At 65.2% G+C, this 25,962-nt stretch carries 16 protein-coding genes; 15 read left to right on the top strand and 1 reads right to left on the bottom strand.

Annotated features, from left to right (window positions below):
• Positions 1–398 precede the first annotated feature (398 nt).
• Entirely contained in the window at positions 399–2,789 is a 2,391-nt protein-coding gene (locus LH400_RS18340; protein ID WP_229154555.1) for a glycosyltransferase, read from the top strand.
• A 35-nt stretch (positions 2,790–2,824) separates the two neighbouring features.
• On the opposite strand, the gene LH400_RS18335 is transcribed toward LH400_RS18340, so the two are convergent.
• The gene (locus tag LH400_RS18335; RefSeq protein ID WP_491014616.1) at positions 2,825–3,769 is read right to left on the bottom strand and encodes a rhamnan synthesis F family protein; all 945 of its coding nucleotides are present in this window, start codon (positions 3,767–3,769) and stop codon (positions 2,825–2,827) included.
• A 486-nt stretch (positions 3,770–4,255) separates the two neighbouring features.
• On the opposite strand from LH400_RS18335, the gene LH400_RS18330 reads away from it, so the two are divergent.
• From LH400_RS18330 to LH400_RS18265, 14 genes are all read left to right on the top strand, one after another.
• The gene (locus LH400_RS18330) at positions 4,256–5,305 is read left to right on the top strand and encodes a M23 family metallopeptidase (protein ID WP_229154552.1); all 1,050 of its coding nucleotides are present in this window, start codon (positions 4,256–4,258) and stop codon (positions 5,303–5,305) included.
• A gap of 96 nt (positions 5,306–5,401) precedes the next feature.
• Positions 5,402–6,232 (top strand): ABC transporter permease, encoded by an 831-nt coding sequence (locus LH400_RS18325; RefSeq protein WP_229154550.1) that lies wholly within the window; start codon positions 5,402–5,404, stop codon positions 6,230–6,232.
• Positions 6,233–6,239: 7 nt separating this feature from the next.
• Positions 6,240–7,049: an ABC transporter ATP-binding protein gene (locus tag LH400_RS18320; RefSeq protein ID WP_229154548.1), complete on the top strand. Its 810-nt coding sequence runs from the start codon at positions 6,240–6,242 to the stop codon at positions 7,047–7,049.
• A gap of 141 nt (positions 7,050–7,190) precedes the next feature.
• Positions 7,191–9,068, top strand: coding sequence for a hypothetical protein (locus tag LH400_RS18315; protein ID WP_229154546.1), 1,878 nt, complete (start codon positions 7,191–7,193; stop codon positions 9,066–9,068).
• A gap of 182 nt (positions 9,069–9,250) precedes the next feature.
• The gene (gene rfbA / locus LH400_RS18310; RefSeq protein WP_229154544.1) at positions 9,251–10,129 is read left to right on the top strand and encodes a glucose-1-phosphate thymidylyltransferase RfbA; all 879 of its coding nucleotides are present in this window, start codon (positions 9,251–9,253) and stop codon (positions 10,127–10,129) included.
• A gap of 6 nt (positions 10,130–10,135) precedes the next feature.
• The gene (locus LH400_RS18305) at positions 10,136–11,830 is read left to right on the top strand and encodes an FkbM family methyltransferase (RefSeq protein ID WP_229154542.1); all 1,695 of its coding nucleotides are present in this window, start codon (positions 10,136–10,138) and stop codon (positions 11,828–11,830) included.
• Positions 11,827–13,053: a glycosyltransferase gene (locus LH400_RS18300; protein ID WP_229154540.1), complete on the top strand. Its 1,227-nt coding sequence runs from the start codon at positions 11,827–11,829 to the stop codon at positions 13,051–13,053. Before LH400_RS18305 ends, LH400_RS18300 begins: the two co-directional genes overlap by 4 nt.
• A gap of 130 nt (positions 13,054–13,183) precedes the next feature.
• Positions 13,184–16,117, top strand: coding sequence for a rhamnosyltransferase WsaF family glycosyltransferase (locus LH400_RS18295; protein ID WP_229154539.1), 2,934 nt, complete (start codon positions 13,184–13,186; stop codon positions 16,115–16,117).
• The gene (locus LH400_RS18290) at positions 16,114–18,249 is read left to right on the top strand and encodes a DUF6212 domain-containing protein (protein WP_229154538.1); all 2,136 of its coding nucleotides are present in this window, start codon (positions 16,114–16,116) and stop codon (positions 18,247–18,249) included. The genes LH400_RS18295 and LH400_RS18290 overlap by 4 nt, the downstream gene beginning before the upstream one ends.
• Entirely contained in the window at positions 18,246–20,300 is a 2,055-nt protein-coding gene (locus LH400_RS18285) for a glycosyltransferase family A protein (protein WP_229154537.1), read from the top strand. Before LH400_RS18290 ends, LH400_RS18285 begins: the two co-directional genes overlap by 4 nt.
• A 124-nt stretch (positions 20,301–20,424) precedes the next feature.
• Positions 20,425–21,093, top strand: a complete 669-nt coding sequence (locus LH400_RS18280; protein WP_229154536.1) for a sulfotransferase — start codon at positions 20,425–20,427, stop codon at positions 21,091–21,093.
• A 281-nt stretch (positions 21,094–21,374) separates the two neighbouring features.
• The gene (locus LH400_RS18275) at positions 21,375–22,328 is read left to right on the top strand and encodes a glycosyltransferase family 61 protein (RefSeq protein ID WP_229154535.1); all 954 of its coding nucleotides are present in this window, start codon (positions 21,375–21,377) and stop codon (positions 22,326–22,328) included.
• 249 nt (positions 22,329–22,577) lie between these two features.
• Positions 22,578–24,089, top strand: a complete 1,512-nt coding sequence (locus LH400_RS18270; RefSeq protein ID WP_229154533.1) for a calcium-binding protein — start codon at positions 22,578–22,580, stop codon at positions 24,087–24,089.
• 588 nt (positions 24,090–24,677) lie between these two features.
• A complete protein-coding gene (locus LH400_RS18265; RefSeq protein ID WP_229154531.1) occupies positions 24,678–25,883 on the top strand; it encodes a calcium-binding protein in 1,206 nt (401 codons plus the stop codon).
• Positions 25,884–25,962 lie beyond the last annotated feature (79 nt).

Raw genomic sequence — 25,962 nt, 5'->3', positions numbered from 1 at the left:
GCCTTCGATCCGCTCAGCCCCGCATCGGAGCGTCGGGCGAGACCTGGTCAAAAATGAGATATTCGGGGAGAGCTAGTCGCCGCGCTCTTCTGCCCAGCCACAGTTTTCCAAGGACCGGCGGGATCCCCTCCTGCGACGTTTGCGCTATGCCCGTGGGCTTTCGGCTGGCTGCTCGGACGCGGATTGGATAACGACGGGCGGGTGATCCGCCTTCCAGCAATAGACGCCGCGACGGCCCCAACGATGAAACGGAATGAAGTCTGCAATGTCTGAAGACAATCCGGCACGAAGGAACGGACGGCAGGACACCCCGCCGTGCCTCATCGCTCCGACGATGACGAGTGCGTGTCGTTCAGCGGACGGCCGCCAGCTGACACCGAAAGGGACAGACTGACGTCATGAAGGCCATCCGTCTCGATCTCGTGCCCGAAAGCGGCCTCATCCGGCCGGATCCCGAAGCGGCCACGACCTATGAAATCACCGCGCACCGACCGGAATTCCTTCTCCTGGGATCTTCGGCACTGGAGATCGGACTCTATCGCCTCACGCTCGAGACTCCCGACGCAGCGCTGTTCGAGGACGCCTCGGTGGTTCTGGCCGACTGTTCGCCGGGCAGCGAGCGCATGCCGATCCGTCTGTCGATCGAGCGCACCGCCGACAGGCTCCATGCCTATTTCGTGCTGCCGCCCGGTTGCGGAATCCTGCGTCTCGCGCCCGTCCTGTCCACGGAGAGCGTACAAATTGGTGAAGCGACGCTGAAACGCATGTCGACCACCCGTCGCCGGCTTGCCCGCGCCGCTTCCGTTCTCGGCGGACGGGCGCGCTCGCCGAAGCGGCTTGCTGCAGATCTCTCGCTGGCCGGACAGATCCTGCGCCGTAGTGGCTGGCCAGGACTCAGGCGAGCGCTGGGCGAAATGCTGATTCCGTCCCGCGTCATTCATAGTCAGCCGACGATGGAGATGCGGCTGTTCGCACGCCAGGTGGCGCAGCGCAATCGCGAGGACCTCGCAGTGGCCACGGCCTCGGCATCTCCGGCTGCGAGCGCTTCCCTTTCGGTCGTCGTGCCAATCTACCACCCGCCGGTGGAGTGGCTCGAGGCTCTCCTTGCCAGCTTCGCGGCACAAAGCGATCCCAATTTCGAGCTCGTTCTGGTCTTCGACGGTACGCAGCCCGAGCTGGTGCAGGCGGCCGAGACGGCCTGCGAAGGGATTGCCCGCAAGACGTTCGTCACCCTCGACGAGAACCGCGGCGTATCGGCGGCCACCAATGCCGGGATCCGCCGGGCGAGCGGCGACTATGTCGTCGTCATCGACCATGACGACCGCGTGGATCCGTCCTTCGTCGCCGCGTTCCGCTATGCCTCGCGCGCCCTGCCGGCGGATATCTACTTCGCCGACGAAGCGGTCACCGACGCAGAGATGAAAGCGGTCCGGGCGATCGCCACGCGCCCCCGCTTCGACATCCGCTACTATCTCAGCCACCCCTACATCGTGCATCCGATCTTCATCCGGCGCACGATAGCTCTTTCAGCCGGTCTTCTCGACGAGACCATGAGCATTTCACACGACGTCGACTTCGCTCTGCGCTGCATTGCCAGGTCGCACAACGTCGTGCAGATCCCGATGGTGCTCTACTACTGGCGCACCCACGACAGCAGCCTCGGCCATGCCAAGGCTGAACAGGTGTTGACAAACACGCGTGGTGCGATCCGGCGCTATCTCGAAGCGACCACAGACTGGGAGGGCTTCGAGGTCCGCGACGGGGCGAACTTCAACGAATACGACGTGAGACCCCCGGTGCCGGAGGCGAAGGTGGCAATCGTCATCCCAACGAAGAACCGCAAGGACCTTCTGTCCGCCTGTCTCGCCTCGCTTAAGGAACGGGCGGCTCAGAACCGCACAGCGGCAGACATCGTCGTCATCGACCATGAAAGCGACGATGCGGACACGGTCGCCTTCCTGAAGGCTGAGGCGGAGGCCGGTCGCATCACAGTTATGTCCCATGAAGGACCCTGGAACTTCTCGGCCATCAACAATGCGGCAGTGGCCGCGCTGCGCGCGCACGGGACCTATTCCCACCTCGTCTTCATGAACAACGATATCGAGCTCGTCACTGCGGACTGGCTCGACCGGCTCCTGTCGCAGTTCGCCTATCCCGACGTCGGGATCGTTGGATGCTGCCTGCAATATCCGGATGGCCGGGTCCAGCACGCCGGCGTCGTTGTCGGACTGGTCGGTCCGGCCGACCACGCCCACCGGTTCGAGCCGATGTTCGCGCTGGCGACTGGGCGCCGGCATCCAAGCCACCTCGCTTCGCTCGTCTCTACCCGTGACTACAGCGCGGTGACGGCGGCGCTGATGGTCGTCAAGGCGGAGCTGTTCGAGGCGGTAGGCGGCTTCGATGAAAAGCTCGGCGTTGGATTCAACGACACCGATCTGTGCATGCGTATCGGCGCGCTCGGCTACCGCTCGACCTATGTCGGACCGGTTGTCGCCACCCACCACGAGTCGGTCACGCGCGGCGGCTCACCGCATATCGAGGATACCGCCCTGTTCCTGGAACGCTACGGCGCAATCGTTAAGGGCGGGGACGAATGCTACGGCCTGATGATGGACTGGTCGCAGACCATCGCCACCACCACGCTCGATCGGCAGAAGGAGTTCGCGCTGCGCGAGACGCAACTAGCGATCAGTCGCTCCCCCTGTCGGGGTGTAAGAGCTTCCAAGCCAAATTCAGGTAACCCTATCGAAAATGACAAGACGCCGGATGAGTTCAAAGCGAACGGGTGACCGCCTCCTTTTCAAAACGGCCGTTCTCTAGGCTCTCAACGCCGCGAGCCGATGAAACGCTCACGCAGGAACGTCCTGAGCGGTTTTGGAACCTGCCGATAAACGGAAAAGAGAAAGGGAGCATAGCGGCGCACGACGCGATGGATTGCGAGAGGATAAAGGGCTCGGCTAACGACAGTGCGGCGCGAGCGCGAAAGCTGACGCAGATCCGCCTCGGACATGTCGGCCTGAGCCTGCAAGAGTATATCCATCGGCAAAGCGACAAAGCCCCGGTGCTCCGCAGCAAAGGCGAACAGCCGTTCGATCGCATGGGCAGTCGTTCCGTCGAACTGGCCCTCTTCGGCTTCAAACATGGCAAGTAGCGGCGGGGCTGAAAAGGCGACAAGCGCCTCGCGGCGGAACCAGAACATCGAGCCCGCCGAAAAATATCCGTTCGCGATCGAGCGGTAGTCGGCCTTCAGTGACAGCGCTCGGGCGGTTCGCTCGATACCTTTACGATTGTCCAACATCCATTCCCGGATCGACAGAAACAGCCCCTGCGGCGCGATCAGGCCGATGCGCGGTATCTGTTCCATCGCCTGCTTTATCGCAACTACGCCTTGAGGAGGCAGGAGAGACTCGATCATCTCGGCCCGCCAGTTCTCGCCGCGGTCGAGATGGGTGGAACGCTTGGTGTGAAGCTTGAGGCCGATCGCATAGTCCTCGACGCGACCATAGGCGAGGAGAAATGGCCGGATGTCCCGGCCGCGATTGTCCGTCGGAATCATGATCATCTCGACGAGATATGGTGTGACGGGTCGCGCGATCACCTCGCTCGGCAGCGAAGACGTGATAATCAGCCGGAAGGGCACGTTCATCCGCTCGGCCAACGTCTTTGCGAGATCCTCCCAGACGTCGAGATAATGGACATGCACGAAGACTGCGACCGGCTCAAAGGGAGGGGCGGGACGATCGCCGTCCGCAAGCTGCGATCCGAATATGGCGGCTCTCCTACAGGGTGGGCCAGAACATGGCCCACGAGCGCTCTAGCGCATCAACACCGTCTCGGCGAGCGCCGCGGCTGCCGCAAAGTGGGCCGTGATAGCAGCCCAAAGCAGCCACCCTCGCCTTCGGCGAAGCCTAGGAGAACGGAAGGTTATGGTGATGAGAGTTCCCTCCGAGAGGGCGCAATTGAGGATGGAATTGAATGATTCGACATGCATGTGTAGAGTTGACGTCTCGACCGGTTGATCGGGATGGTCAGGGTTCGCACAGCTAAAGCCTCAGGATCGGGTCGCACCCGCCGCGTGGGCGTGGGGTGCGGCCACGTCGGAGAAAACGTGGCCGCCGCTGCATGCCCGCGCCCGCGCGAAGAACGCCCCCATGAGGCTGCCAGCCATAAATATCACTCTTTATTGCAAGAGTCTCAACTGGTCTCGCGACAAGCCCTTCCTGCTGGCAGGAAAGGGCCGAAGAAGGGATCTTTCATGATGAGTCTTTGTCAAACCAAGGCGCGGGAATGGAGCATTTTTGCCCTTGGCCTGATTCTCGCCGGGACCTTATCTGCAACAAAAATGGCCACGGCGGCGGAGCCAAATGCATTGCGCCTCCCGGTGACCTGCGCCATCGGCACCGACTGCTTTGTCCAGCAGCTGCCCGACATGGATCCGGGGCCGGAGGCGAGCGATCCGTTTTGCGGCGGTGCCACCTATGACGGCCATGACGGGATCGACATTCGGATTCGAAGCCTCACAGACTTCGACCGGCACGAACCGGTGGTGGCGGCACTTTCGGGCACCGTGCGCGGCGTGCGCGACGGCATGGCCGATCACCTGGTAGAAACGTCTCAGGATCGGCAGTCGATCGCCGGGCGCGAATGCGGCAATGGCGTCGTGCTCACACATCCGGACGGGCTTGAAACGCAGTATTGCCATATGCGCCGCGGCAGCATCGCCGTTCATCGCGGCGAGCAGGTCGAAGCCGGGCAGAAACTCGGCGAGATCGGCGCCTCCGGCTGGGTGCAGTTTCCCCACGTTCATCTGTCGGTGCGCCGTGCCGGCCAGAAAGTTGATCCGATCAGCGGCCGCGATCTCACCGAGGGCTGCGTTAGGTCCAGCACGCTCGCGACTACCCTGTTCGACCAAAAGGCCGCCGCCGCGCTGTCGGGCTCCAAGACGCAGCTGCTTGGGTTCGGGATGGCCGGTGGTCCTGTCGACCATGACAGGCTGTTAGAGAAAGGACCGCCCGCAGCGCCCGATGCCGGCGCGCCGGTGACGATTGCCTGGAGCTGGTTCATCAATCTGGAAGCCGGCGACATCATCCGCACCACGATCACTGCGCCGGACGGATCGTCCTTCTTTGCAGCTGACAGCGCGCCAATGAACCGGCACAAGGCTACCTATTCCAGCTTTGCCGGGAAGAAGAGGGCTCTGCAGCCGGGTGATTGGCAAGTCACCGTATCGCTGTTGCGTCACGGTGAGACGGTGCTCGAAGAGAACCGCACCATCCCTGTCAAAGCGGGCGGAGCAGCCGAATAACACCAAACCTGCTGCTTCATGTCCGATTCCAATTCTGTTAAGAGCCGAGCGACGCAGCGATTTCGGAGCAGACCCCTGTCCGCGACAACCGTTGAAATGCCTGTCGCAACCGTCGATTATGACGCGGCGAATTACCGGCAATCCCCCATCAGTTCCACCTTCGCCGACCTTGTCGCCGGGCTGAAGCTGGTTGAACTGTGGGGAACCATGGGCTGGCTTGATATGCGCCAGCGCTATCGCCGCTCGGTCATGGGACCGTTCTGGGTGACGCTGAGCTTGGCCGCCTTTGTCGGCGGCCTCGGCATCACCTATGGCGCGCTGTTCAAGATGTCGCTCCAGGAATATCTGCCCTATCTGAGTGTGGGCATCGTCATCTGGACTTTGCTTGCCGGCTTCATCATGGAAGGTTGCGGCACATTCACCGGCGCGGAAGCCGCGATCAAGCAGATGCCGGCGCCGCTGTCGGTACACCTCTTCCGCCTGATCTGGCGGTCGCTGATCATCTTCTTCCACAACATCATCATCATCGCGCTAGTGCTGTTCATCTTCGGCATCAATCCGGGCTGGGTCGGCTTCATGTCGCTCGTCGGCCTCTGCATCGTCGTCATCAACGGCGCCGCCTTCGGCCTGCTCCTCGGCACGCTCAGCGCGCGCTTCCGCGACATTCCTCCGCTGATGAGCAACGTCGTTCAGACGCTGTTCTTCGTGACGCCGGTGATCTGGCACGCCGACAGCCTGCAGGACCGCCAGGTGATCGCAGACTGGAACCCGCTCTATCATCTGATCGAACTGGTCCGCGCGCCCATCCTGACAGGGTTTCCGACTGTGGTGAACTGGGAGTTCTCCCTGGTGTTCACCGTCGTCAACTGCCTGATCGCCTTCCTGTTCTACGCACGGTTCCGCTGGCGGATCCCCTATTGGCTGTAAGAGTGACGTGAATTCCATCAAGCTTCAGAATGTCGCCGTCAGCTTCCCGATCTACGGCGGCTCGGCACGGTCCCTGCGCAACCGGATTGTCTCGAGCGCCACGGGCGGCCGGGTCGGCTCGGACTCGCGCCAGCGCACCTGCGTGGAGGCACTCAGCGACATCTCCCTGTCGATCAACCACGGCGAACGCGTCGCGCTGATCGGACACAACGGCGCCGGCAAGACGACGCTCCTGCGCGTCCTCGCCGGCATCTATCCGCCGCAGACCGGATCCATCCTGATCCGCGGCCACATCGCCCCCTTGTTCGACATCAGCTTCGGCATGGATTCCGACGCCACCGGCTATGACAACATCCGGCTGCGCGGCCTGTTTCTCGGCCTTTCGCGTCGCCAGATCGAGGACCGGCTGGAGGAAATCGCCGACTTCACCGAACTCGGGCCGTTTCTCGACATGCCGATCCGGACCTATTCGGCGGGCATGCAAACGCGGCTGTCCTTCGCCATCTCGACCAGCATCAATCCGGAGATCCTGCTTCTCGACGAAGGGCTCGGCGCTGGCGACGCCGCCTTCATCGACAAGGCGAAGCGGCGGATCCAGACCTTCATCTCGCAGGCCGGCATCCTGGTTCTGGCCTCGCACAGCCGGGCCCTCCTGGCGCGCCTGTGCACGCGGGCGATCCGGCTCGAACACGGCCGTATCATCGACGACGGGCCCTATCGCGAGGTGATGGAGCGCTATGCCGGCAAGGAGAAGCTCGCCGACATGGATGCCGAGGCGGACGCGGAAGCCGCGGAGATCGAAGCAGCCTCAGCGTGAGGCTTCGCCGAGCGCGGCGGTCGAGACGGTCCGGCTTGTTCTGAGGTTGCGTCCGCACCTTGCACAATCGTCCGTCGCGTCATAGGCCGGGGCGACACGCGAGGGGGATTCGCGCGGAACCTGTGGCGGAGTGATGGGGGCATGACGAGCCTTGCTCGAAGCGTCGATCCTGCGGCGCCGTCCTGGCAACGCTGGATCCTTACCGCCTGCCTCGCCGTCTTCCTGGTCTTCTTCGCGATGACCCTCGCCGGCTACTGGCAGCCCGACGAATATGCCAATGCCGCGGCGGTCCGCGAATTCGGACTGGACGGCGTTCTCCACCGGATGATCACCTGGAGCCCCAGGCCGTTCTCCGAATTCGTCCTCTATCTCTACCAGCTCGCCGTCGCCGCGACCGGCCGCCAGCTGATCGCGCCCATGCTGATGGGGCTCTGGCTGATCCTCTTCGGCCTCGCGCTTCTGCCGGCCTTGCGCCTGTCGGGCGGCCGCAGGCGCAGTGGCACGCTGCTCGCCCTGGTTCTCCTCCTCCATGTGATCCTCGCCCGGAACAATTCGGAGCTGCTCTACTGGGTCCAGGGGGCGGCCGCCTACCTGCCGACGGTGAGCGCTTTCCTGGCGGTGGCGGGGCTCGCCTGCTTCTGCGGGATCGGCAGGACAGGGGTCAACGCGGCGATGGCCGCGCTCCTGGTTCTTGGCGCCACCTCCGCCGAGGTCGGATCGTTTTTCGCGCTGACCTTCTCCGCCCTGGTCCTCGTCGCCTTCCTCTTGACCGAGATCCGCGGCGGTTCGGCCGCGCTCGGCCCGGCTCGCCTGCAGGCGTCCCGGCCCGAGCGGTTCGCGCGGAACGCGCTCGCCGTCCTGCCCTTCCTTATTTCCCTTTGCGTCTCGCTCGTCCTTCTGGTGCTTCTGGTCGAAGGCCGCGTCAGCAAGGCGACGGAGGGGGGGCTCGAGGCCGCGGCCACGCATCTTCTGTGGCCGTCGGTCCTTCGCGGCGCCTTGCAGGTGCTGCGGGAAGCCTTCCTGGTCGATCAGGGCCTCGAAACCGTGGTCGGACTGGCTGCGCGGGGCCTCTTCCTCCTCGGGGCGACCGCGATGTTCGTGCGGCTGGCCGATCGCGGGAAGGCGGAGCTTGCCGGCCCGGCGGCGCTGTTCCTGGCGACGGTCGCGACGGGCTTCCTGTCGACCTTCGGCGCGTTCTACCAGTTCGGCCTGTTGTGCTGCGAGCGTCATGCGAGCGTGCGCCGGGTGCTCGTCTTTCTTGCCCTTCTCGCGGCGGCGCGGATCGTCGCCGCCTGTCTGACCGAGGATCTGCGGGCTCGGCTCGCCCGGCGCGGATTGGCCGAGCTGGCGCTCGCTTTGTCGGTCGCCGTTCCGCTGGCCGCTCTTTCGCCGGCGCTCGTCCACGACGTCGGCCTCCTCGACGAAACCCTCGCTGCAAGGCGGCGGCTCTGGCAGGAGGGGCAAGCCCCCGGGCCTGACATGCTCGTCGTCGCCCCGCCGCCGCACCGCCTGTTTGCGACTGGCTTCGAAGCGATGGAGATCGGCGTCACCCGCCTGCAGGACGCCGGCGCCTCGCAGGTGCGCTACGTCCTCGACGCCTTCTCGAAGGACGAGATCCGCGTCCTGCCGCCCTTCTCCTCGGTGAGCGACCCGCCGCCACTGCCGCTGGACTGGATCGGCGATCCCTTGACGCGGCATGTGGAGATCACCGCGCCCGAGGCCTGCCTTGGCGCGATGGGGAAAGTGCCCGAGGCGGCGGCGGACCCGCTGCCGGTGGAGGGCTGGAGTTTCGATCTCTCCCATCGCCGCCCGCCGCCGGCCATGCTCCTGACGGACGCCGCGGGCACAGTCCGGGCGGTCGCCCCCGTCGGCCGGGAGCGACCCGACGTTCCGCGAGCCGTTTCCGCGGTGACCTCGGACTTCGTCGGCTGGCAGACGACCTATCCGAAGACGCGCATGCCGGCGAAGCTCTATGCGCTCCTCGATCCCGCGCATGCCTGCCCGATCGCGCCACGCTGACTGGCCTTGCGGGCGCGCACCAGCGGGCTTTCGGCCGAAGGGCAGGCTGCCCCCCTCCCCGGCATTTGGCTCCCGCGGCTTTTCCCCATAGAGAGGGGCGGAAGAGGCAGCGATACGGGCGCCGCGGCGAACCGGCCGCGCTCCGGCGCGCATGTGAACGACACCAGAAGAGGGAATTGGGCGTGAAGGGCATTATCCTCGCCGGCGGCAGCGGAACGCGGCTTCATCCGATGACGCTGACCGCCTCCAAGCAGCTCCTGCCGATCTACGACAAGCCGATGATCTACTATCCGCTGTCGACGCTGATGATGGCAGGGATCCGTGACATTCTGGTGATCTCGACGCCGCACGACCTGCCGCGCTTCCGCACGCTCCTCGGCGACGGCAGCCGCTGGGGACTGTCCCTGGCCTATGCCGAGCAGCCGAGCCCCGACGGCCTGGCGCAGGCCTTCCTGATCGGCGAGGACTTCGTCGCCGGCGAGCCTTGCGCGCTCGTCCTCGGCGACAATCTGTTCTACGGCCACGGCCTGCCCGAACTGATGGGCTCGGCTCGGGACGCCGTGGTCGGCACGGCGGGCGCGAGCGTCTTTGCCTACAAGGTCGCTGATCCCGAACGCTATGGCGTCGTCGACTTCGATGCCGGGGGACGGGCGACCTCGATCGAAGAAAAGCCCGAAAAGCCGCGCTCGCAATGGGCGGTCACCGGGCTCTACTTCTACGACGGGCGAGCCTCGCAGCTCGCCGCCACGCTGAAGCCCTCGCCGCGCGGCGAACTCGAGATCACCGACCTCAACCGGATCTATCTCGAGGAGGGAACGCTGTCCGTCTCCTGCATGGGCCGCGGCTATGCCTGGCTCGACACCGGCACGCCGGACTCCCTGGTCGAGGCGGCCGAATTCGTGCGCACGCTGGAGCATCGTCAGAGCTTCAAGATCGCCTGTCCCGAGGAGATCGCCTATCGCCTCGGCTATATCGACGCCGCCGCTTTGCGCGCCCTCGGCCAGGGTCTCGGCAAGAGCAGCTACGGGCAATATCTCCAGCGCATCGCCGACGAAGCCTGATCGACGATGGAGGCCGGCAATCCGACGATAGCGCCGGGCACCGACAGGGCGCTGGCCGTCGGCGTGACGATCTTTTCGCCCGACGAGGCGCTGCTTGAGGCGCTTCTGGGCCGCCTCGCCGGCGTCGACGCCCGCCTCCTCGCCTATGTCGACGGTCCGGTCGGCACAGCGATCGGGGCGGACATTCTTGAGCGTCTGCGGCAAAGGGACGGGCTGGAGCTTATCGAGGCCCCGGCCAATGCGGGCATCGGCGCCGGGCTGAACGCGCTCTGCGCGGCCGCGCAGGCCGGCGGCGCCACGCACATCCTCCTCTTCGACCAGGACTCCTCGCCCGAGCCGGGACTTGCGGAGGCGCTGCTGGCCAGACACCGAAGCCTTGGGCAGGCAGGCGAACGACCGGCGGTGGTCGGGCCGCAGCCGGTGGTGCCCGCGGGCGAGGACGGCAAGCCGCCGCGCTATCCCTCGCGCTCGCGTGAGCGGGCGGGCTGCCGGGCGGTCGACTACGTCATCACTTCCGGCTCGCTCGTCGATCTTGCCGCTTTCGTCGACATCGGCCCGTTCCGCGCCGACTTCTTCATCGACGGGATCGACCTCGAATGGAGTCTGCGGGCCTGGGCGAAGGGTTATTCGGTGTGGCTCGATCCGGCGCTTCTTATGCCCCATCGCCTCGGTCATGGGGTGATTTCGGCCGGACCAATCCGCTTTCCCGCCCAGAGCGAGGCGCGGATGCAGTCCTATCTGCGCAACCGGGTCGCGCTGATGCGGCTTCCCCATGTGCCGTTGCGCCTCAAGCTGCGGAGCCTCGCCTATCTGCCGCTCCAGGCCATGGTCTATGCCCGGCGCTCCGGCGGCTGGCCGGTGCTCCGCCGCTTTGCGGCGGCGGCGCGCCACGGCTGGGCGGGGCAGCTGGGCGCCGGGCCGTCCGGGGTGGACGCCGGTCCGGCAGGAGCACAGCCGCTGCCAGGTGAGGCGGCCTCAAGGGCGGAGAAGGCGGCCATGGAAATCGTCACGCTGCACGGGCTGAAGGTCCAGGTCGACCGGGAGCGGGACGCGCCGGTGATCCAGCGCGGCATCGACCGCGGCTGGTACGAGGGCGACGAGGTGCGCCTCGCGCGCGCCGTCATCGGGCCGCACGACCGGGTGCTCGAACTCGGCGGCGGCATGGGCGTGGTGACGAGCGCCCTCGCCGGCATCGTCGGTGATGCGGCGGTCCTGACCTATGAGCCCAATCCGGCCGTCGTCGAACGCGCCCGCGCCAATCTCTCCCTCAACGGCCATGCCGTGGAAATCCGGCAGCGCCTCTGCCGGCCCGCAAGCACCGGGGCAACGCACGCCGCCTTCCGCCTCGCCGAGGTGTTCTGGGCCTCCGGGCTGGACCGCGGCGAGGCCGAGGGCCGGCTGATCGAGGTCGCCGTGGATCCGCTCGAGACCGTCATCGCGACGCATCGCGCGACCATCCTCGTCATGGACATCGAGGGCGGCGAGCTGGAAATCCTGGAGACGGCGGATCTTTCGCCGCTGCGCGCGATGATCTTCGAGACCCATGAGGACCAGGTCGGGCAGGAGGCGACGAACGCGGCTGTCCTGGCCGCCTGCGCGCGTGGATTTCTGATCGATTTCAAGCTAACACGCGACGGCGTGGTCGTCCTGCGGCGCAAGACGAGCAACCGCGGCGACGGCGAATTGAGGCATAGCGCGTGAAGATACTCTTTCTGCACAACAACTTTCCCGGCCAGTACCGTCGCATCTACGAATATCTGCGCAATGATCCGGCGATCGAGGACATGGTCGTCTGCACGCTGGAGACCAACAAGCAGACCTTTCCTTTGAAGAAGGTGGTCTATAAGCCGCATCGCGAGGTGACCAAGGGGATCCACCCGGCGCTTCCGGATTTCGAAGCGAGCGTCATCAATGCCCAAAACGTCTTTCAGAAGATGGTCGCCCTGAAGAATTCGGGCTGGAATCCTGACCTCATTTGCGGTCATTCCGGCTGGGGGCCTACCCTATTCCTGCGCGAATTGTGGCCCGACACGCGTATGCTGACTTATTACGAATGGTGGTATCACAGCGCGCATTCGGACGTGGATTTCCTGAAGCAGGAGCCTCCGTCCTACGACGAACGGGTCCGCATGCACATGAAGAACGCCACCTTCATGGCCGACCTGTCGATCATGGACTGGGGCGTCTCGCCGACGCGCTTCCAGCACAGCCGGTTCCCGGCGATCTACAGGGACAAGATTGAAGTTCTGCACGACGGGATCGACACCGACTACATGTGTCCCGATCCCGACGACACGCTGGAGATCGAGGGTAAGACCTTCACCGCCAAGGACGAGATCGTCACCTATGCGACGCGCGGCATGGAGCCCTATCGCGGCTTTCCGCAGTTCATGGAGGCGCTCGCCCGTGCGCAGAAGGCGCGGCCGAACCTGCAGGCGATCATCGTCGGGCGCGACCGGGTCGCCTACGGCTCTAAGCGCAAGGACGGCAAGAGCTACAAGGAGCATGCGTTCGAAACGCTCGACCTCGATCTCAGCCGGGTCCATTTCCTGGATCTCGTGCCGCTGAAGACGCTGCGGACGGTCTTCCGCATCTCCTCGGTGCATGTCTACTTGACCGTGCCGTTCGTCCTCTCCTGGTCGATGATGGAGGCGCTGTCGACCGGCGTTCTCCTGCTCGGCTCCGACACCGATCCGATCCGCGAAATGGTCACCGACGGTGAAAACGGACTTCTGGTCGACTTCTTTGACACCAAGCGGATCGCGGAGCGGATCGGCGAGGCTCTCGACAATCGGGAGAAATACGCGCCGCTGCGCGAGGCGGCCCGGCGGACGGCGATCGAGCGCTATGCCGCCAAGCACCTGTTGCCGTGTCACCGCCAGCTGATGATCGACGTCGCCACCGGCGTTAAGACCTGCCGCTGAAGCCTCGCGGCGTTCTTTCAATTTGCCGTGGCCTATGCCATGCGGTGGCGCAATCCATAACGCTCCTGAAAGTCATGAAGGAAGGCGGCTGGTTTTGGGGCGCAATGTGCTTGCATATGTGAAGACGCGTTTGCGGCGGTTTCGGGGATCAGACCCGCTCGCGGTTCTGAAGGCCCATCCGCTCCTGATGGACGAGGCCTGGTACCTCCAGCACAATCCCGACGTCGCAGAGGCGCAGCTTCCCGCCGCCGTCCACTTCCACGAAAGCGGCTGGAAGGAAGGGCGCAATCCGGGCCCGCTCTTCAATACGCAATGGTATCTCGATACGTATGAGGATATCCGGGCGGCCGGGACCAACCCGCTGATCCATTATATCAGGACCGGCTGGAAGGAAGGGCGTAGCCCGTTTTCCGGCTTCGATGGCAAGGCCTATCTGGAGAGGCATCCGGAGGCGCTTGACGCCGCGGAGACCGCGATCGAACAGCATGCCCGCCTGAAGGCGGTCGATGCGGTCGGCCGCCAGGAAATCGCCGAAAGCGGATTGTTCCACGAAGGCTGGTATCGCGCCTGCCACGCCGATCTCGTGGCGGTGTCCGACCTTCTCGGACACTTCCTCGACTACGGCCAGCGGGAGGGGCGCAAGCCCAATCCCTATTTCGACCCGTTCTACTATTCGGAGCGCTATGCGGACGTCGTCAACAGCGATCTGCCGGCGCTTCTGCATTATCTGCGCCATGGCTGGCGCGAGGGCCGCGATCCATCGGCCGAATTTTCCCTGGCCCGCTATGCGGCGCTAACCGGCTGGACGCCCGAGGCGGGCGAGCCGCTGGCCGTTTTCTTGAAGGAGGGCCTGCCGGGCCTGTCAGTCAAGCCCGTCGATCTCGGCCATCCCGCCCACCGGATCCATCTCGGCAGCCCGCAGTCCGCAACCTTCCTGCCGGGCGAAATGCTGCGCTACCCGGTGGACTATCCGCCGGCGGCCCCGCCCCCGCCCGGCAGCTTCGTGCCGAACCGGCTCGTCCTGCACTGGGTCGTGCCTGACTTCTATCCCGGCGGCGGCGGCCACATGACGATCTTTCGCATGGTCAGAGCCTTATCCCTGAAGGGACACCGCCAGACGGTCTGGCTGCACGGGGCGCGCGTCCACGAGACCGGCGCCGAGGCCTTCGACGACATCGTCAAGCACTACCGCACGCTCAATGCTGAGGTCCGGTGGATCGACGAGCCGGACTTTGCGACGGTGGCGGGCGACGCTGTGATCGCCACCGACTGGGGCTCGGTCTTTCCGGCCCGCGCGATGCGCAATGTCAAGCGCTGCTTTTACTTCGTCCAGGACTACGAACCGTTCTTCCGGCCACGCGGGACGGAATCGCTGCTCGCCGAATCCACCTACGGCCTCGACGTCGACTGCCTGTGCGCGAGCCCTTGGCTGGCGCAGACGATGGAAACGCAGTTCGGCCGTTGGGCTCGCTTCTTCCATCTGGCCGCCGACCGCGACATCTACGCGCCGGCTCCGACCGCCGGAGCGGATCCGGCCGCTGGCACTGCGCCAGATGGCGCTGCGCACAGCCTGCCCCGCATCGCCTTCTACGCCCGCGGCCATACCGCCCGTCGGGCGGTCGAGCTCGGTCACCTCGCGCTCGAGGTGCTGGCGAGCCGCGGCCATTGCTTCCTGGTCGATTTCTTCGGCACCGACCGGCCCGTCGAGACCGCGCCCTTCGCCTTCGTCGATCACGGGCTGATGTCCGGCGCCGACCTCGCCGACCTCTACCGGGAGGCGACCATCGGCGTCGTCTTCTCGGCGACCAACTATTCCCTGGTGCCGCAGGAAATGATGGCCTGCGGCCTGCCCGTCGTCGAACTCGATGTGGAAAGCACCCGCGCGATCTATCCAGACGGCGTCGTCAGTCGGGCGCTTCCCGACCCGGCGGCGATCGCCGACGAGATGGAAGCGCTAATCACCGATGCCGAACGGCGCGTGCGCCAGCGGGCGGCGGCTCTTGCCTGGGTCGGGCAGTTCTCCTGGGACGGCGCCGCAGCGATCATCGAGACCAGCATCGTCGACCGGCTGCAGGAGCTCGGCCATTCGCCGCGTCCGCCCGCCGCGCCGCGCGTCAGCCCCAAGATCTCCGTCGTTATTCCGACCCTCAACGGCGGCCCGCTGCTGATGGACCTCCTAGAGCGGGTCAAGAGCCAGAAGCTTGCCGACCCGTTCGAGATCCTGGTTGTCGACAGCGGTTCGACCGACGGCACCGCTGACCGGATCGCCGCCGATCCCAAGATCCTGTTCCACCGGATCGATGCCAAGGACTTCGGCCACGGCCGCACCCGCAATCTCGGCATTGAGCTGACCAGCGGCGACTATGTCGCCTTCCTCACTCAGGATGCGATGCCGGTCGGCGAGCGCTGGCTCGCCGATTACGTCCTGATGCTCGACCATTTCCCGAAGGCCGGCGGCGCCTTCGGCCCGCATTGGGCCTGGCCGTCGGCCAGCGCTTTCGTCAAGCGCGACATTTCCGGCCATTTCCGCCAATTCCGCAATCATCCACTCGCCGTCTCGCGCGAGCTCGATCCGGCGCGTTACGACGCGGGAGACACCATCTGGCGGCAGATGCTGCATTACTACAGCGACAACAATTCCTGCCTGAGGCGCTCGGTCTGGAAGGACACTCCCTATCGCGACGTCGCCTATGGCGAGGACCAGCTCTTTGCCGAGGACATTGTCGCGGCAGGCTATCAGAAGGTTTTCGTGCCGAGCGCTATCGTCTATCACTCGCACGACTATGACGAGGCGGAGACCTTTGCGCGGGCAAAGACCGAAGGCGCCTTCTTCAGCGAACATTTCGGCTATGTGCTGATCGAGGACGAGGCCGCGCTGGCAAGGGCGATCGCCGCCATCAACGCCTCCGATACCGCCTGGGGTCTCAGCCACGGCGTGGCTGAGACCGAGATCGACCGCCAGAGGGCGCTCAACACCGCCCGGCTGAACGGGCTCTGGGCCGGACAACGGGCGGGAATGGCGCGCCGCGGATCGGGTCGCGCCGATGCGGGAGAGACCAGTTGAGCATCGCCCATGCCTTGCGTTTCGACGCCCGGACCGTCGAGACGGTTCTCGCCCGCCCTGTGCAGATCCTCATCGACGATAGCCTTCTGTCCGAGGTCAATCTCGCCGACCTCGCCCTTCCCGTTTCCAGCTTCGGCCCGGACGGGGTTCTCCGCGATCCCGCGGCGCCGCGCGAGCGCGAAGCCAGGGTCCTCTCCTTCGCCGGCATTGCGCACGGGGTTCTTGCGATCGCGGCGGGTCGCGGCAGGGAGAACGTCGCCCGCGCGATCCTTTCGGTGTTCGAACACCATCAGGCCCGGCCCCTGCCGCGTCTCGTTCTCCTCGATGAGGGCGAGGCGGGCGCGCTCGGCAAGGCCCTGTCCGCCGCGCTGATGCCTGCGATCGCCGGCCATCTGTCCGGCACGGTCGCACTGCTCGCCGAGCGCGAGGCCGAACTCGCCGCCGCCCGCGAGCGGGCTGAGTGGCAGGCGCTGGCCCTGCGCAAGGGGCGCGACATGGTCGAGGCGATCGGCTACGCGACGCGTATCCTCGCCTATGAGGTGCCGGCGGGTGGCCGCAGCATTGGTCCGGATGGCACGATCACGGCGACGAGCCTTGCCGAACGGCTGCCGGTGGATCTTGCGGCCGTCTCGGCCGTCAGCCTCCATGTCGCACGGCCAGCCGCCGGACCGGGCCGGCTCGTCGTCACCCTCGGCCCGCCGGGGCTAAAGGAGAGCGTCGCACGGGTCGAGCTCGACTATGCCGCGCTCGCCGAAGGCTGGAACGAATTGTTTCTCGACAAGGCGGTCGGCCCGCTGCACGGCGACGGCTTCCTGACCGTCTCCTTCATGGGCGAGCCGGGCGCTCCGGCGCCGCTCCTGTCGCTCGGCGACGACGCCACGGAGGGCTTCGGTCTGACGGCTCCGGCGCTTGATGCCTCGCTGTCGCTGAAGGTCTGGAAGGGCCTGTCCGACGATCTCTTCCGCGAGGCGCCGAGGCCGCAGGCCCGCGTGACGACGCAGATGCCGGACCGGCTGGCGATGCGAAAGGGTCTGCGCTTCCTGTTCGGCCCGGCGGCGGAGGCGGTGCTGCGCCAGCGCGCCGGGGGCGGTCCGCTCGCCGAGGTCCGCGCCGATGGCAGCCTGGCTCTGCGTGTCCTGCCGCAGGCGATCTGCGGGGCGGCGATCGACGCGGCGCTTCCCGCCGGCACCGAGAAGCTGCGCTTGACGGCCGAGATCGGCTATCCCGCCGTAGCCGAAACCATCACCCTCGCTCTCCTCGCCGGCGGCGGGGAGCACGGCTTCGGCGCCGATGGCGATGCAGCGCGCCGCATCGCCGAAAGCGTCCTTGACGGGGGCGAGGCGCCCGCCGGCATGGCCGCCACCACCGGCTCTTTGCGGCCGGGCGTGGGCGCGCGCCTGTCGCTCGTCCTCGACGCGCCGCTTCGGGCGCCGGGCGATCTGGTGCTCCTCGCCCACGGCGGCGGCGATGCCGCGGCCGAGATCGTTCTCACCGATCTGCAGATCGACCGGTGCGAGACGCCAGCTTCCGGCCTTGCCGCGCCCTTCGCGCGCCGGATCACCTTTCCCGAGCTGAAGAGCCGCCTCGGCTATCTCTTCGGTGACACCGAGGGCCTGCGGGTATCGGGCGAACTCGGCTTCTCCGCGCTCGATATCTCCGACGTCGAGAACTTCATGCAGACCCATCCCCTGCCCGGCAGGGTGAGCGGGGCGCGCGGCCGCGCCATCCTGCCGTCCGGCCTGATCCGGGTCGCGGCGCGTTTTGGCACCGCCCATCTGCAGGGGCCCGACGCCGAATACGGCCTCGTCCTCGTGCGCCGCGACGCCGGCGAGGCCGATCCCCTGGCCTTTTCCGAGGCCTTGTCGGACTTCGTCGAGACTGGCTTCCGCCAAGCTCCGGATTTCGTCATCGCCGGTGCGCATCTCGCGGTGGAGCCCGGTCCCGCGCACATGCTGGCGCTCGATCTTGACGAGCCGCTGGCCCAGCCGGCGGATCTCGTCCTTACCGTGCGCTCCTTGTCCGATCATACCAATTTCGGCTGGTGCCGCTGGTATGCGCTCGACCTTGTCGTGGCGCAGCCGCCGGAGCGCGCCCATCGCTTCCCGGCCGCGCCCGGCGGGCCGGCCACATGACGGTGCCGTCCGAAGCCGCACAAGGCGAGCGGCGCCTGCGCCGGCTCGGCGTCGTCATTCCCGTCTACGGCCATGCCCGCTTTGCGGTCGAGGCGGTGGAGAGCGCCTGCGGGCAGGATCTCGAGCGTCCCTTGAGTGTCGTCGTGATCGACGACGGCTGCCCCGATTCCGAGACGCAAGCCGCGCTCGCCGCGGCGCGGGCGCGTCATGCGGGCCGGCTGATCACGCTGCGCCAAGTGAATGGCGGCCTCTCGGCCGCCCGCAATCTCGGCGTTCGCACCCTTCTCGACCTTCATGCCGATCTCGACGCGATCTTCTTCCTCGATGCCGACAACCGGCTCGAACCCTATGCGCTTTCGGCCTTCGCCGCGGCGCTCGACGCCGATCCCGGCGCCGGCTGGGCGTTTCCGGACGTTCATGCCTTCGGCCTGACCGCCTTCGCTGAAGGGGTAGACATCCGCGAGACCGCAATCGCCGACGCTCCCTTCCGGCACCTCAGGGGCAATATCTGCGAGGCTGGCAGCCTGGTACGCAGCGCCGTGTTTGCGAAGGGCATCTTCTACGACGAGACGATGCGCCTCGGCCTCGAGGACTGGGATTTTTGGCTGTCGGCCCGCGAGAAGGGGTTTCACGGCGTCAGGGTGAAAGATTCCGGCTTTTTGTACCGCGTGCGGCCGGAAAGCATGGTGGCGCAGTCGCGTCGCCGGACCGAGGAGATCCTCGCCGGAATGCAGCGCAAGCATCAGGCGCTGTTTTCCCGCCGCGCCGTGCTCGCCTCCGAACAGGCCGAGGCGCCGCGCTTCCTGATGGCTGATCTTTCGACCGGCGCGATCCGCGCGACCTCCGACCCGTGCCTGCCCGGCCGCTCCCTTAGCCTTGCCGAGACCGCGGCGATGTTCTCGGCCTATCTGAACGCCCCCAACGAAGCGCCCTTCCCGCCGGTTCTCGTCGCCCATCACGGTGCCGCCGCCGCGCCCGGCGAATGGCCGCTCTATCTGCGCAGCCTCCTGTTCGACGCCATGGCCCAGAAGCAGACAGGCTCGGCGCTTCTCGAAGTGCAGCCGCTCGACCATGCCAGCCGCTTCTTCGGCGATCCGCGCCAGGGCCGCCGCGTGGCGAGCCGGGCGCAGGCGCTTATTGCCCTCATCCGCGTCGAGGACCTCAACCGCTTGGTGCGCGAACAGCCGCGTCTGCCGGGCCTTGCAATCCTGCGCGAAATCGATCGGATCGAGCACTGGACGGTGCCGGCGCTGGAGCCGGTGGCCGAGACTGCGGGCAAAGACCGGCGCCTGTCCCGCCTGTCGGCGCTGCTGCGGCCCCTGATCAGGGCAAGCCGGACGCCGCCGCTGCGCCATGCGACCCGGCTCTATCGCGGGCCGATCCTGCGCGACGTGCGCGAGAAGGTGACCGACGATCTCTGCGGCATGGCGCCGTTCGGGCCGTTTCCGTTCATCACCGACCGGCCGGTGCGCTGCTTGGTCTCGGTGGCGCCGGAGGTGGTGGCGACCGAGCCCGGCCGGACCGCCTTCGCCGCCTATTGCGAGCGGCTGCGCGCTGCCGGCCTTGCGCTCTCCCTGCTTCTCGACGGCCAGACGAAGGGACAAGCCTTCGCCGCGGCCCACGCCGCCGCGCGGCCGGACAATGTCGTCCTCGATCCCGAACCGGCGATGCTCCCGGCCGCCTTCTCCTTCATGGGGTCGGTCCTGCCGGTGGAGGAGCCGGCGAGCTTCCACCGCCTGAGCGCGCTCATCCGCGGCCACGACGTCCTCGCCGGCTTCGGCCTGTCGCGCACCCTGCCTCTGGCCGGCGCCGCCAAGGGCGACGGCGTCGTCGTGATCAACGGCTTTCCCGACGCGCTTCTGGACCTTGCCTTGCAGCGCGGCCAGGAGCCGGCGACGGTAATTGCCGCCTATGAGCACGCCCACCATGCGATCGCCGCCGGGCCGCATGCCCGGCATTCCCTGACGCTGCGCGGCGTGCCGGCGAGCCGGCTCGTCGCCGAGGACCATCTGGGCTTTGCCGTGCGCAGTCGGCTCGCAGGCCGACTCTGAACCTGTCGACGTCCGGCATTCGCGATGAACGCGCCGGATTTCGTTTGAGACATTTGCAAATCAACCTGGGCCGGTGGGCTGAAAGGTCTCAGCGCCTTCGCCGAACCCCCGCGGAGAGAGCTTCATGAGCGACAAGCCGTTCGAGAAATTCGTCGTCATCGTCACCTATGGCCGCTCCGGCTCGACGCTCCTGCAGACCATCCTGCAGAGCCTGCCCGGCGCCTTCATCCGGGGCGAGAACAACAATCTGCTCTATCCGCTCTTCCGCGCCTGGAAGCGCGCCTATGGCACCCGCTACAACCAGGGCCCGGAGGCCATTCCCGCGCACGGCCCCTGGTACGGCGCCGACGAGATCGTGCCGCGCCGCTTCGGCGAGAAGCTGGCGGCCGCCTTCATCGACGACATTCTGACGCCGCCGCCGGGCGTCAGGATCCTCGGCTTCAAGGAGATCCGCTTCCACGACGCCGAAGAAGGCGAGATGCCCCAGTTCCTGGACTTCATCCGCAGCTTCTTTGCCCCGTGCAAGCTCGTCTTCAACACCCGCCGCTCGAGCGACGTTGCCAGGTCCGCCTGGTGGAAGGACATGGAGATGGAAGAGATCCTCGCCATGGTGGAGGATCTCGACCGGCAATATGCCGACTATGCGCTCGCCCATCCGAATGACGGCTTTCTCGTGCGCTACGAGGACTACACCAAGGATCCGGACAGCCTGCGCGGCCTGTTCGAGTTTCTGGACGAGCCTTTCGACCGGGCGCGGATCGAGCGGGCGCTGTCGCGCCAGCTCTCGCACTGACGATGCCTCCGGGCCTTGCCGCGCGCCTTGGGCGGCTCGCGGAACGCGACGTCACTGCGGCCGACCCGGGGGATCTTTGGGAGAACAGCACATCCGGCTGGCGGCCTATAAGCGATCAAGTCGCGGCTCGCGTTGTCGCCGCGGCGCAGCCCCTTCAGACTGAAGGCCAGCGCCTGCCCTTCGGCGAACCGCCACTGCCGGAAGAGCCGGATGCATCCCTTGTAGAGCGTCCTCGCTACGTTCTCCGCGGCCGCAACGTTTTCCTCGCTGGCCAGCGCGCGATGATTGACGACATGCCAGGGGGGGACAGCGGCCCGCTCCTATTCAACGATGTCTGCCTTCTGCCCGACCCCTTCTTTGACCGGGCAGCGCCATTGTCGCGCTTTCCTGCCGAATTCAAGATGACGCCTGCTGTCACGAGGACCGGCGAGCGGCTGACGGTGGCAGCAGATCCCGGGGCCGTCCTGTCGATCGAAGAGCCCGTGATCGCGCTCGCTTCGACGGAAGCGCGCAATTACGGCTCTTGGCTGTTCCGGATCCTACCTAAGCTCCTGACGCTCGATCAGCTCGGCCCTGAGGCAGAGGGACGGTCCCTCCTTCTGCCGATGGAGGCGCCCTGGATGGAAGAGATCATCGCGGCGCTCGCGCCTGGCCGCCGCATCATCGCGCAGGACATCACGCGTATCGCGCATCTTCCCGACGTGATTGCTCCCTCTCTGGTCGCACCTTCCAATATTTTTCCGAAAGACACACGCAAGCGTCTTCTCAGCCTGGCATCGTCCCTTGTGCCAAAACGGCCTCCTTCCATAGGAAGGCGCCTTTACGTTTCGCGCCGCAATTGGTCCGAAACCATCCCTCGCCGCGTCCTACTGAACGAGACGGATGTCGTGATGGCCCTTCGCCCCTTGGGATTTCAGGAGATATTCCCGGAGCGGCTAACTTTTGTGGAGCGTGTCGCCGCCTTCGCATGTGCGGACATAATCGTCGGCCCGACCGGCTCCGGCCTCTTCAATACGGTTTTTTGTCATCCCGGCACGGTGGTCCTTGAGCTCGAGCCGCACACAGGCTTCCGAGCCATGCACGCACACCTTTACCAAACTCTCGGCCTTTTCCACGCCTTCCTGCGCGGCACTGTGACGGGGCCGGGTACCGGCCCGGCGCACCCGAACTGGCAGATTGACAGTCATAAGGTCACTGAAACTGCCGCCGCCTGCGTCCGCGCGCTGCAGCTATAGGAAAACTGGCGAAACCTTACCATAGGGGAAGGGTCCGAGCTGCGCATTCGTGTTTCATAACGGAACAGACCTTAAAACTGTTAGATTCCACAACGTTAGCTGGATATCGTTTTATCCCTTACGATAGGTCAAACAGTTGACAGAGCACTTTTACTCCGCGATAACCCTAAGACGCACGACCAGTCCAGGGGCTCCGGCTCGCGTTCTGGTAATAAGTAACGCGTGCGATGGTTCTTCAGGAGAGAGCAGATGGCTAATCAGACTTACACAAACGGACCGGACTTCCTCGTCGGAACGGATGATGCCGATACCATCAATGCCCTGGGCGGCGCGGATACCCTTGTCAATGATGGACTGGGAGCGGATATCGTTTTCCTTGGGACGGGCGATGACGTTGCGTCACTAACTGACGATATGTCGATCGACACCGTTTTCGGCGGCGACGACGATGACTCCATCGACATGTCGACGGACAGCATCTTTGCGGCAGGTGGCGACACGCTTGGCAACATGGCGTTCGGCGGCATCGGAAATGATACGATTCTCGGAAACGACGGTGCTGATTTCATTGGTGGCGGAGCCGATCGAGACTCCATCATTGGTAATGGCGGCGCCGACACGCTCTTCGGCGGCGACAACGACGATACGATTTCCGGTGGCGCCGGCAATGATCTGATTTTTGGCGGCAAGGATAGCGGCGTAGACATTGTTTCCGGGGATGCCGGCAACGATGTGATCTATGGCGGTGGCAGTGCCGACAATCTTGATGGCGGTACCGGCGATGACGCCGTTTATGGCGGCGACGGCAACGACACCGTTTCCGGCGGCGACGGTGCTGACACCCTTGGCGGCGGCGCCGGTGTTGCCGGCGGCGATGACCTAATTTTCGGCGATTCCGGTAACGACGTGATCTACGGTGCAACGGGCGCCGACACCCTCTTCGGCGACAATGGTGCCGACTCCATCATGGGCGACGATGGTGACGACTCAATATTTGGCGGCGCTGATGCCGACACCCTTGATGGCGGTATTGGTGCCGACTCCATTTTTGGTGGATCTGGTGCGGATAACTTGACCGGTGGTGAGGGCGATGACGCTTTGTACGGCGGTTCTAACGCCGACGACCTGAATGGCGGTGCAGGTGACGACGTACTTTCCGGCGGATTCTTCGATAACGCTCAGGATTTCCTGAGGGGCGGTTCAGGCGAGGACGAATTCCAGTTCTCGGCGGCGACCAATATTCGTGACGTTATTGCTGACTTTGACGCCGGCAATGGCGCCGCTCCTAACCTGGCCGGATCAGTGCAGGGCGATTTCATTTCTTTCCTGGACGGGACCGGATTTGGTGCTGTTAACTTCAACGCGTTCGACTCCAGTGGCGACGCAAGCGGTACGAGACTGACGGCATTCAACGCCAACACGAATGCGGATGCCTTCGGTTCGGACTACAGCGAGATGACTCTCGCTCAGTTCACTAACGCTGGTGGGGCAGGTGCTGGCTTCGGTACGGCCGACAATGGCGACGGCGAAGATAATCAGATCTACGTTCTGACCGACAACAACGTCTCACAGGCCACCGTGAACACGATGCTCAGCGCGTTCGTCCAGAATTCGTATGTTGTGGTGGATACCGGCACGAATGTCGAAGTGTACTTCGATGCCGACTGGTCCACTGCCGGTGGGCGCGCCCTGGTGGCGACGCTTGATGGCGTAAACGACGTCTCGAACCTTAGCGTTGATGACTTCGGCGTCTACAGCTAATAGCGGGTTCTCTAAATAAGAAGCGGAGGGGACCTCAGGCCCCCTCCTTTTGTTTTACCTGTTGTCTCCATTGAAGCCGGCGGGGCTTTGGAGCGAATGGGCAAAGCCAAAAGAAGGCATCTCCATTCGATGGAGACAGTCGATCGCAACGAAGAAGACGAGACATCCATATGGTAGCGGGATGTATGACGGTGGCTCACAAGGGCTTCGAAGGAAGTTCCGCGCAGGAGTCTCGGCTTCATCCTGGTATCCATTGCCGCAGCCGGCACAGGGCGTTTCCGGGGCCATGCTTCAGCGGGACGGGGTTGGCTGGCGAAAATTTTAACATGGACATGATATCCTGGAGGCTAATCGGTCAAGGCGAGCAAGGCTTCTCTTCCAGACGATGAACTTCGACGATAACGCTGGCGATCCTGCAACACCTGTTGCAGGGTAGTGGTCCTGTTGTGGATTTCTGCCTTCATGTCGTTGACAGGATCGCCTTCCTCCGAAATATGCACTGCTGTGCGTCCGCCGCATTTGAGAGCGCTCATAACGAGGTGCGGTCGGTCGACGCCACAAGCACGCGCGTGTTTAGGAGAGAAATGAATGGCTGTACTTACAGGCACCACCGGCAATGATAACCTCGCCGGCACCGGCGAAGCCGATACCATCTACGGTCTGGCTGGCAATGATACGATCGCCGATGGCGATCAGGCCGATCTGGTGTTCCTGGGCGCCGGCAACGACGTCTTCAACGGCACCGACGATCAGTATTCCGACACGATCCTCGGCGGCGCCGGAAATGAATCGATCACGCTGACGGCGACCACCGCCTTCGGCATCAATGGCGGCGGTGACATCGTCTATGCTGGTGACGGCAACGACACCATCGACGCTGCTAGCAGCGCGCTCGACAACGTCCTCGGTGCAGGCGACGGCGCCGACAGCATCGTCACCGGTACTGGTGCCGACACCGTCTACGGCGGTGGTAGCGGCGACGTTATCGATGCGACCGCTTCCGGCAAGGACCTGGTCTTCGCGGCCGACGGCAGCGACACGATCACGGCTGGTGACGGAGACACGATCTATGGCGGCATGGGCGGTGACACCATCACCGGCGGCTCCTCGATCTTTGGCGGCGACGGCGACGACTCGCTGACGGCTGGCACCGGCATCAAGGCCGTTCTCGGCGGCGGCGCGGGTGACGACACGATCACTGGCGACAGCGGCGACGACACCATCTACGGCGGCACTGGCAACGACCAGATCACCGGGGCTGGCGGTTCGGACGCCATCTATGGCGGCGCGGGCGTCGACTCGATCACCGTCACCGACGGTGACACCGTGTTCGGCGGCGCTGATGCCGACTCGATCAACGCCACCGGCGCGACCGGCGGTGCAATCGTCTATTCCGGCGATGGCTCGGACTCGATCGGCAGCGGCGGCTCCGGCGAGTTTGGTCTCGGCGCAGGCGACGATACGATCAACTTCCTGACCAGCGATACCGTCTATGGTGGCGAGGGTTCGGACTCGCTGATCGGCGGCACGTCCTCAAACGGTTCCATGCTCTTCGGTGGCGCCGGCGACGACAACTTCAACTTCCAGGCGTTCACTAATGGTGATTCCGTCACGATTGGCGACTTCACCTCTGGTTCGGATCATCTGGTCCTCGACACGGGCGACACGATCAGCTCGGCCATGAGCGGCAACGACCTGATCCTCTCGATCGACGATGGTGGCGGCGACACGCTCACCGTCACCCTCGAGGGCGTGAGCTCATTCTCGCTCACCGATGACGTCACCTACGTCTAATCGCTCTGGCGATCTGGATATGGAACGGAAAGGGGCGCCTCAAGCGCCCCTTTTCTTTAGCCTGTCGTCGTACCCCACC

Origin of the sequence: Jiella soli (assembly GCF_020615385.1) — a bacterium.
In the GTDB taxonomy this organism is placed as follows: Bacteria; Pseudomonadota; Alphaproteobacteria; order Rhizobiales; family Rhizobiaceae; genus VKMB-3413.
Note: the sequence above shows the minus strand (reverse complement) of the source record. Positions and strands in the feature narration are given on the sequence as shown.

What these genes read in the sequence shown, in the direction of transcription:
- LH400_RS18340 (WP_229154555.1), top strand. Translation starts at nt 399, where the DNA reads ATGAAGGCCATCCGTCTCGATCTCGTGCCCGAAAGCGGCCTCATCCGG.
- LH400_RS18330 (WP_229154552.1), top strand. Translation starts at nt 4,256, where the DNA reads ATGATGAGTCTTTGTCAAACCAAGGCGCGGGAATGGAGCATTTTTGCC.
- LH400_RS18325 (WP_229154550.1), top strand. Translation starts at nt 5,402, where the DNA reads ATGCCTGTCGCAACCGTCGATTATGACGCGGCGAATTACCGGCAATCC.
- LH400_RS18315 (WP_229154546.1), top strand. Translation starts at nt 7,191, where the DNA reads ATGACGAGCCTTGCTCGAAGCGTCGATCCTGCGGCGCCGTCCTGGCAA.
- LH400_RS18305 (WP_229154542.1), top strand. Translation starts at nt 10,136, where the DNA reads ATGGAGGCCGGCAATCCGACGATAGCGCCGGGCACCGACAGGGCGCTG.
- LH400_RS18285 (WP_229154537.1), top strand. Translation starts at nt 18,246, where the DNA reads ATGACGGTGCCGTCCGAAGCCGCACAAGGCGAGCGGCGCCTGCGCCGG.
- LH400_RS18280 (WP_229154536.1), top strand. Translation starts at nt 20,425, where the DNA reads ATGAGCGACAAGCCGTTCGAGAAATTCGTCGTCATCGTCACCTATGGC.
- LH400_RS18275 (WP_229154535.1), top strand. Translation starts at nt 21,375, where the DNA reads ATGATTGACGACATGCCAGGGGGGGACAGCGGCCCGCTCCTATTCAAC.
- LH400_RS18270 (WP_229154533.1), top strand. Translation starts at nt 22,578, where the DNA reads ATGGCTAATCAGACTTACACAAACGGACCGGACTTCCTCGTCGGAACG.
- LH400_RS18265 (WP_229154531.1), top strand. Translation starts at nt 24,678, where the DNA reads ATGGCTGTACTTACAGGCACCACCGGCAATGATAACCTCGCCGGCACC.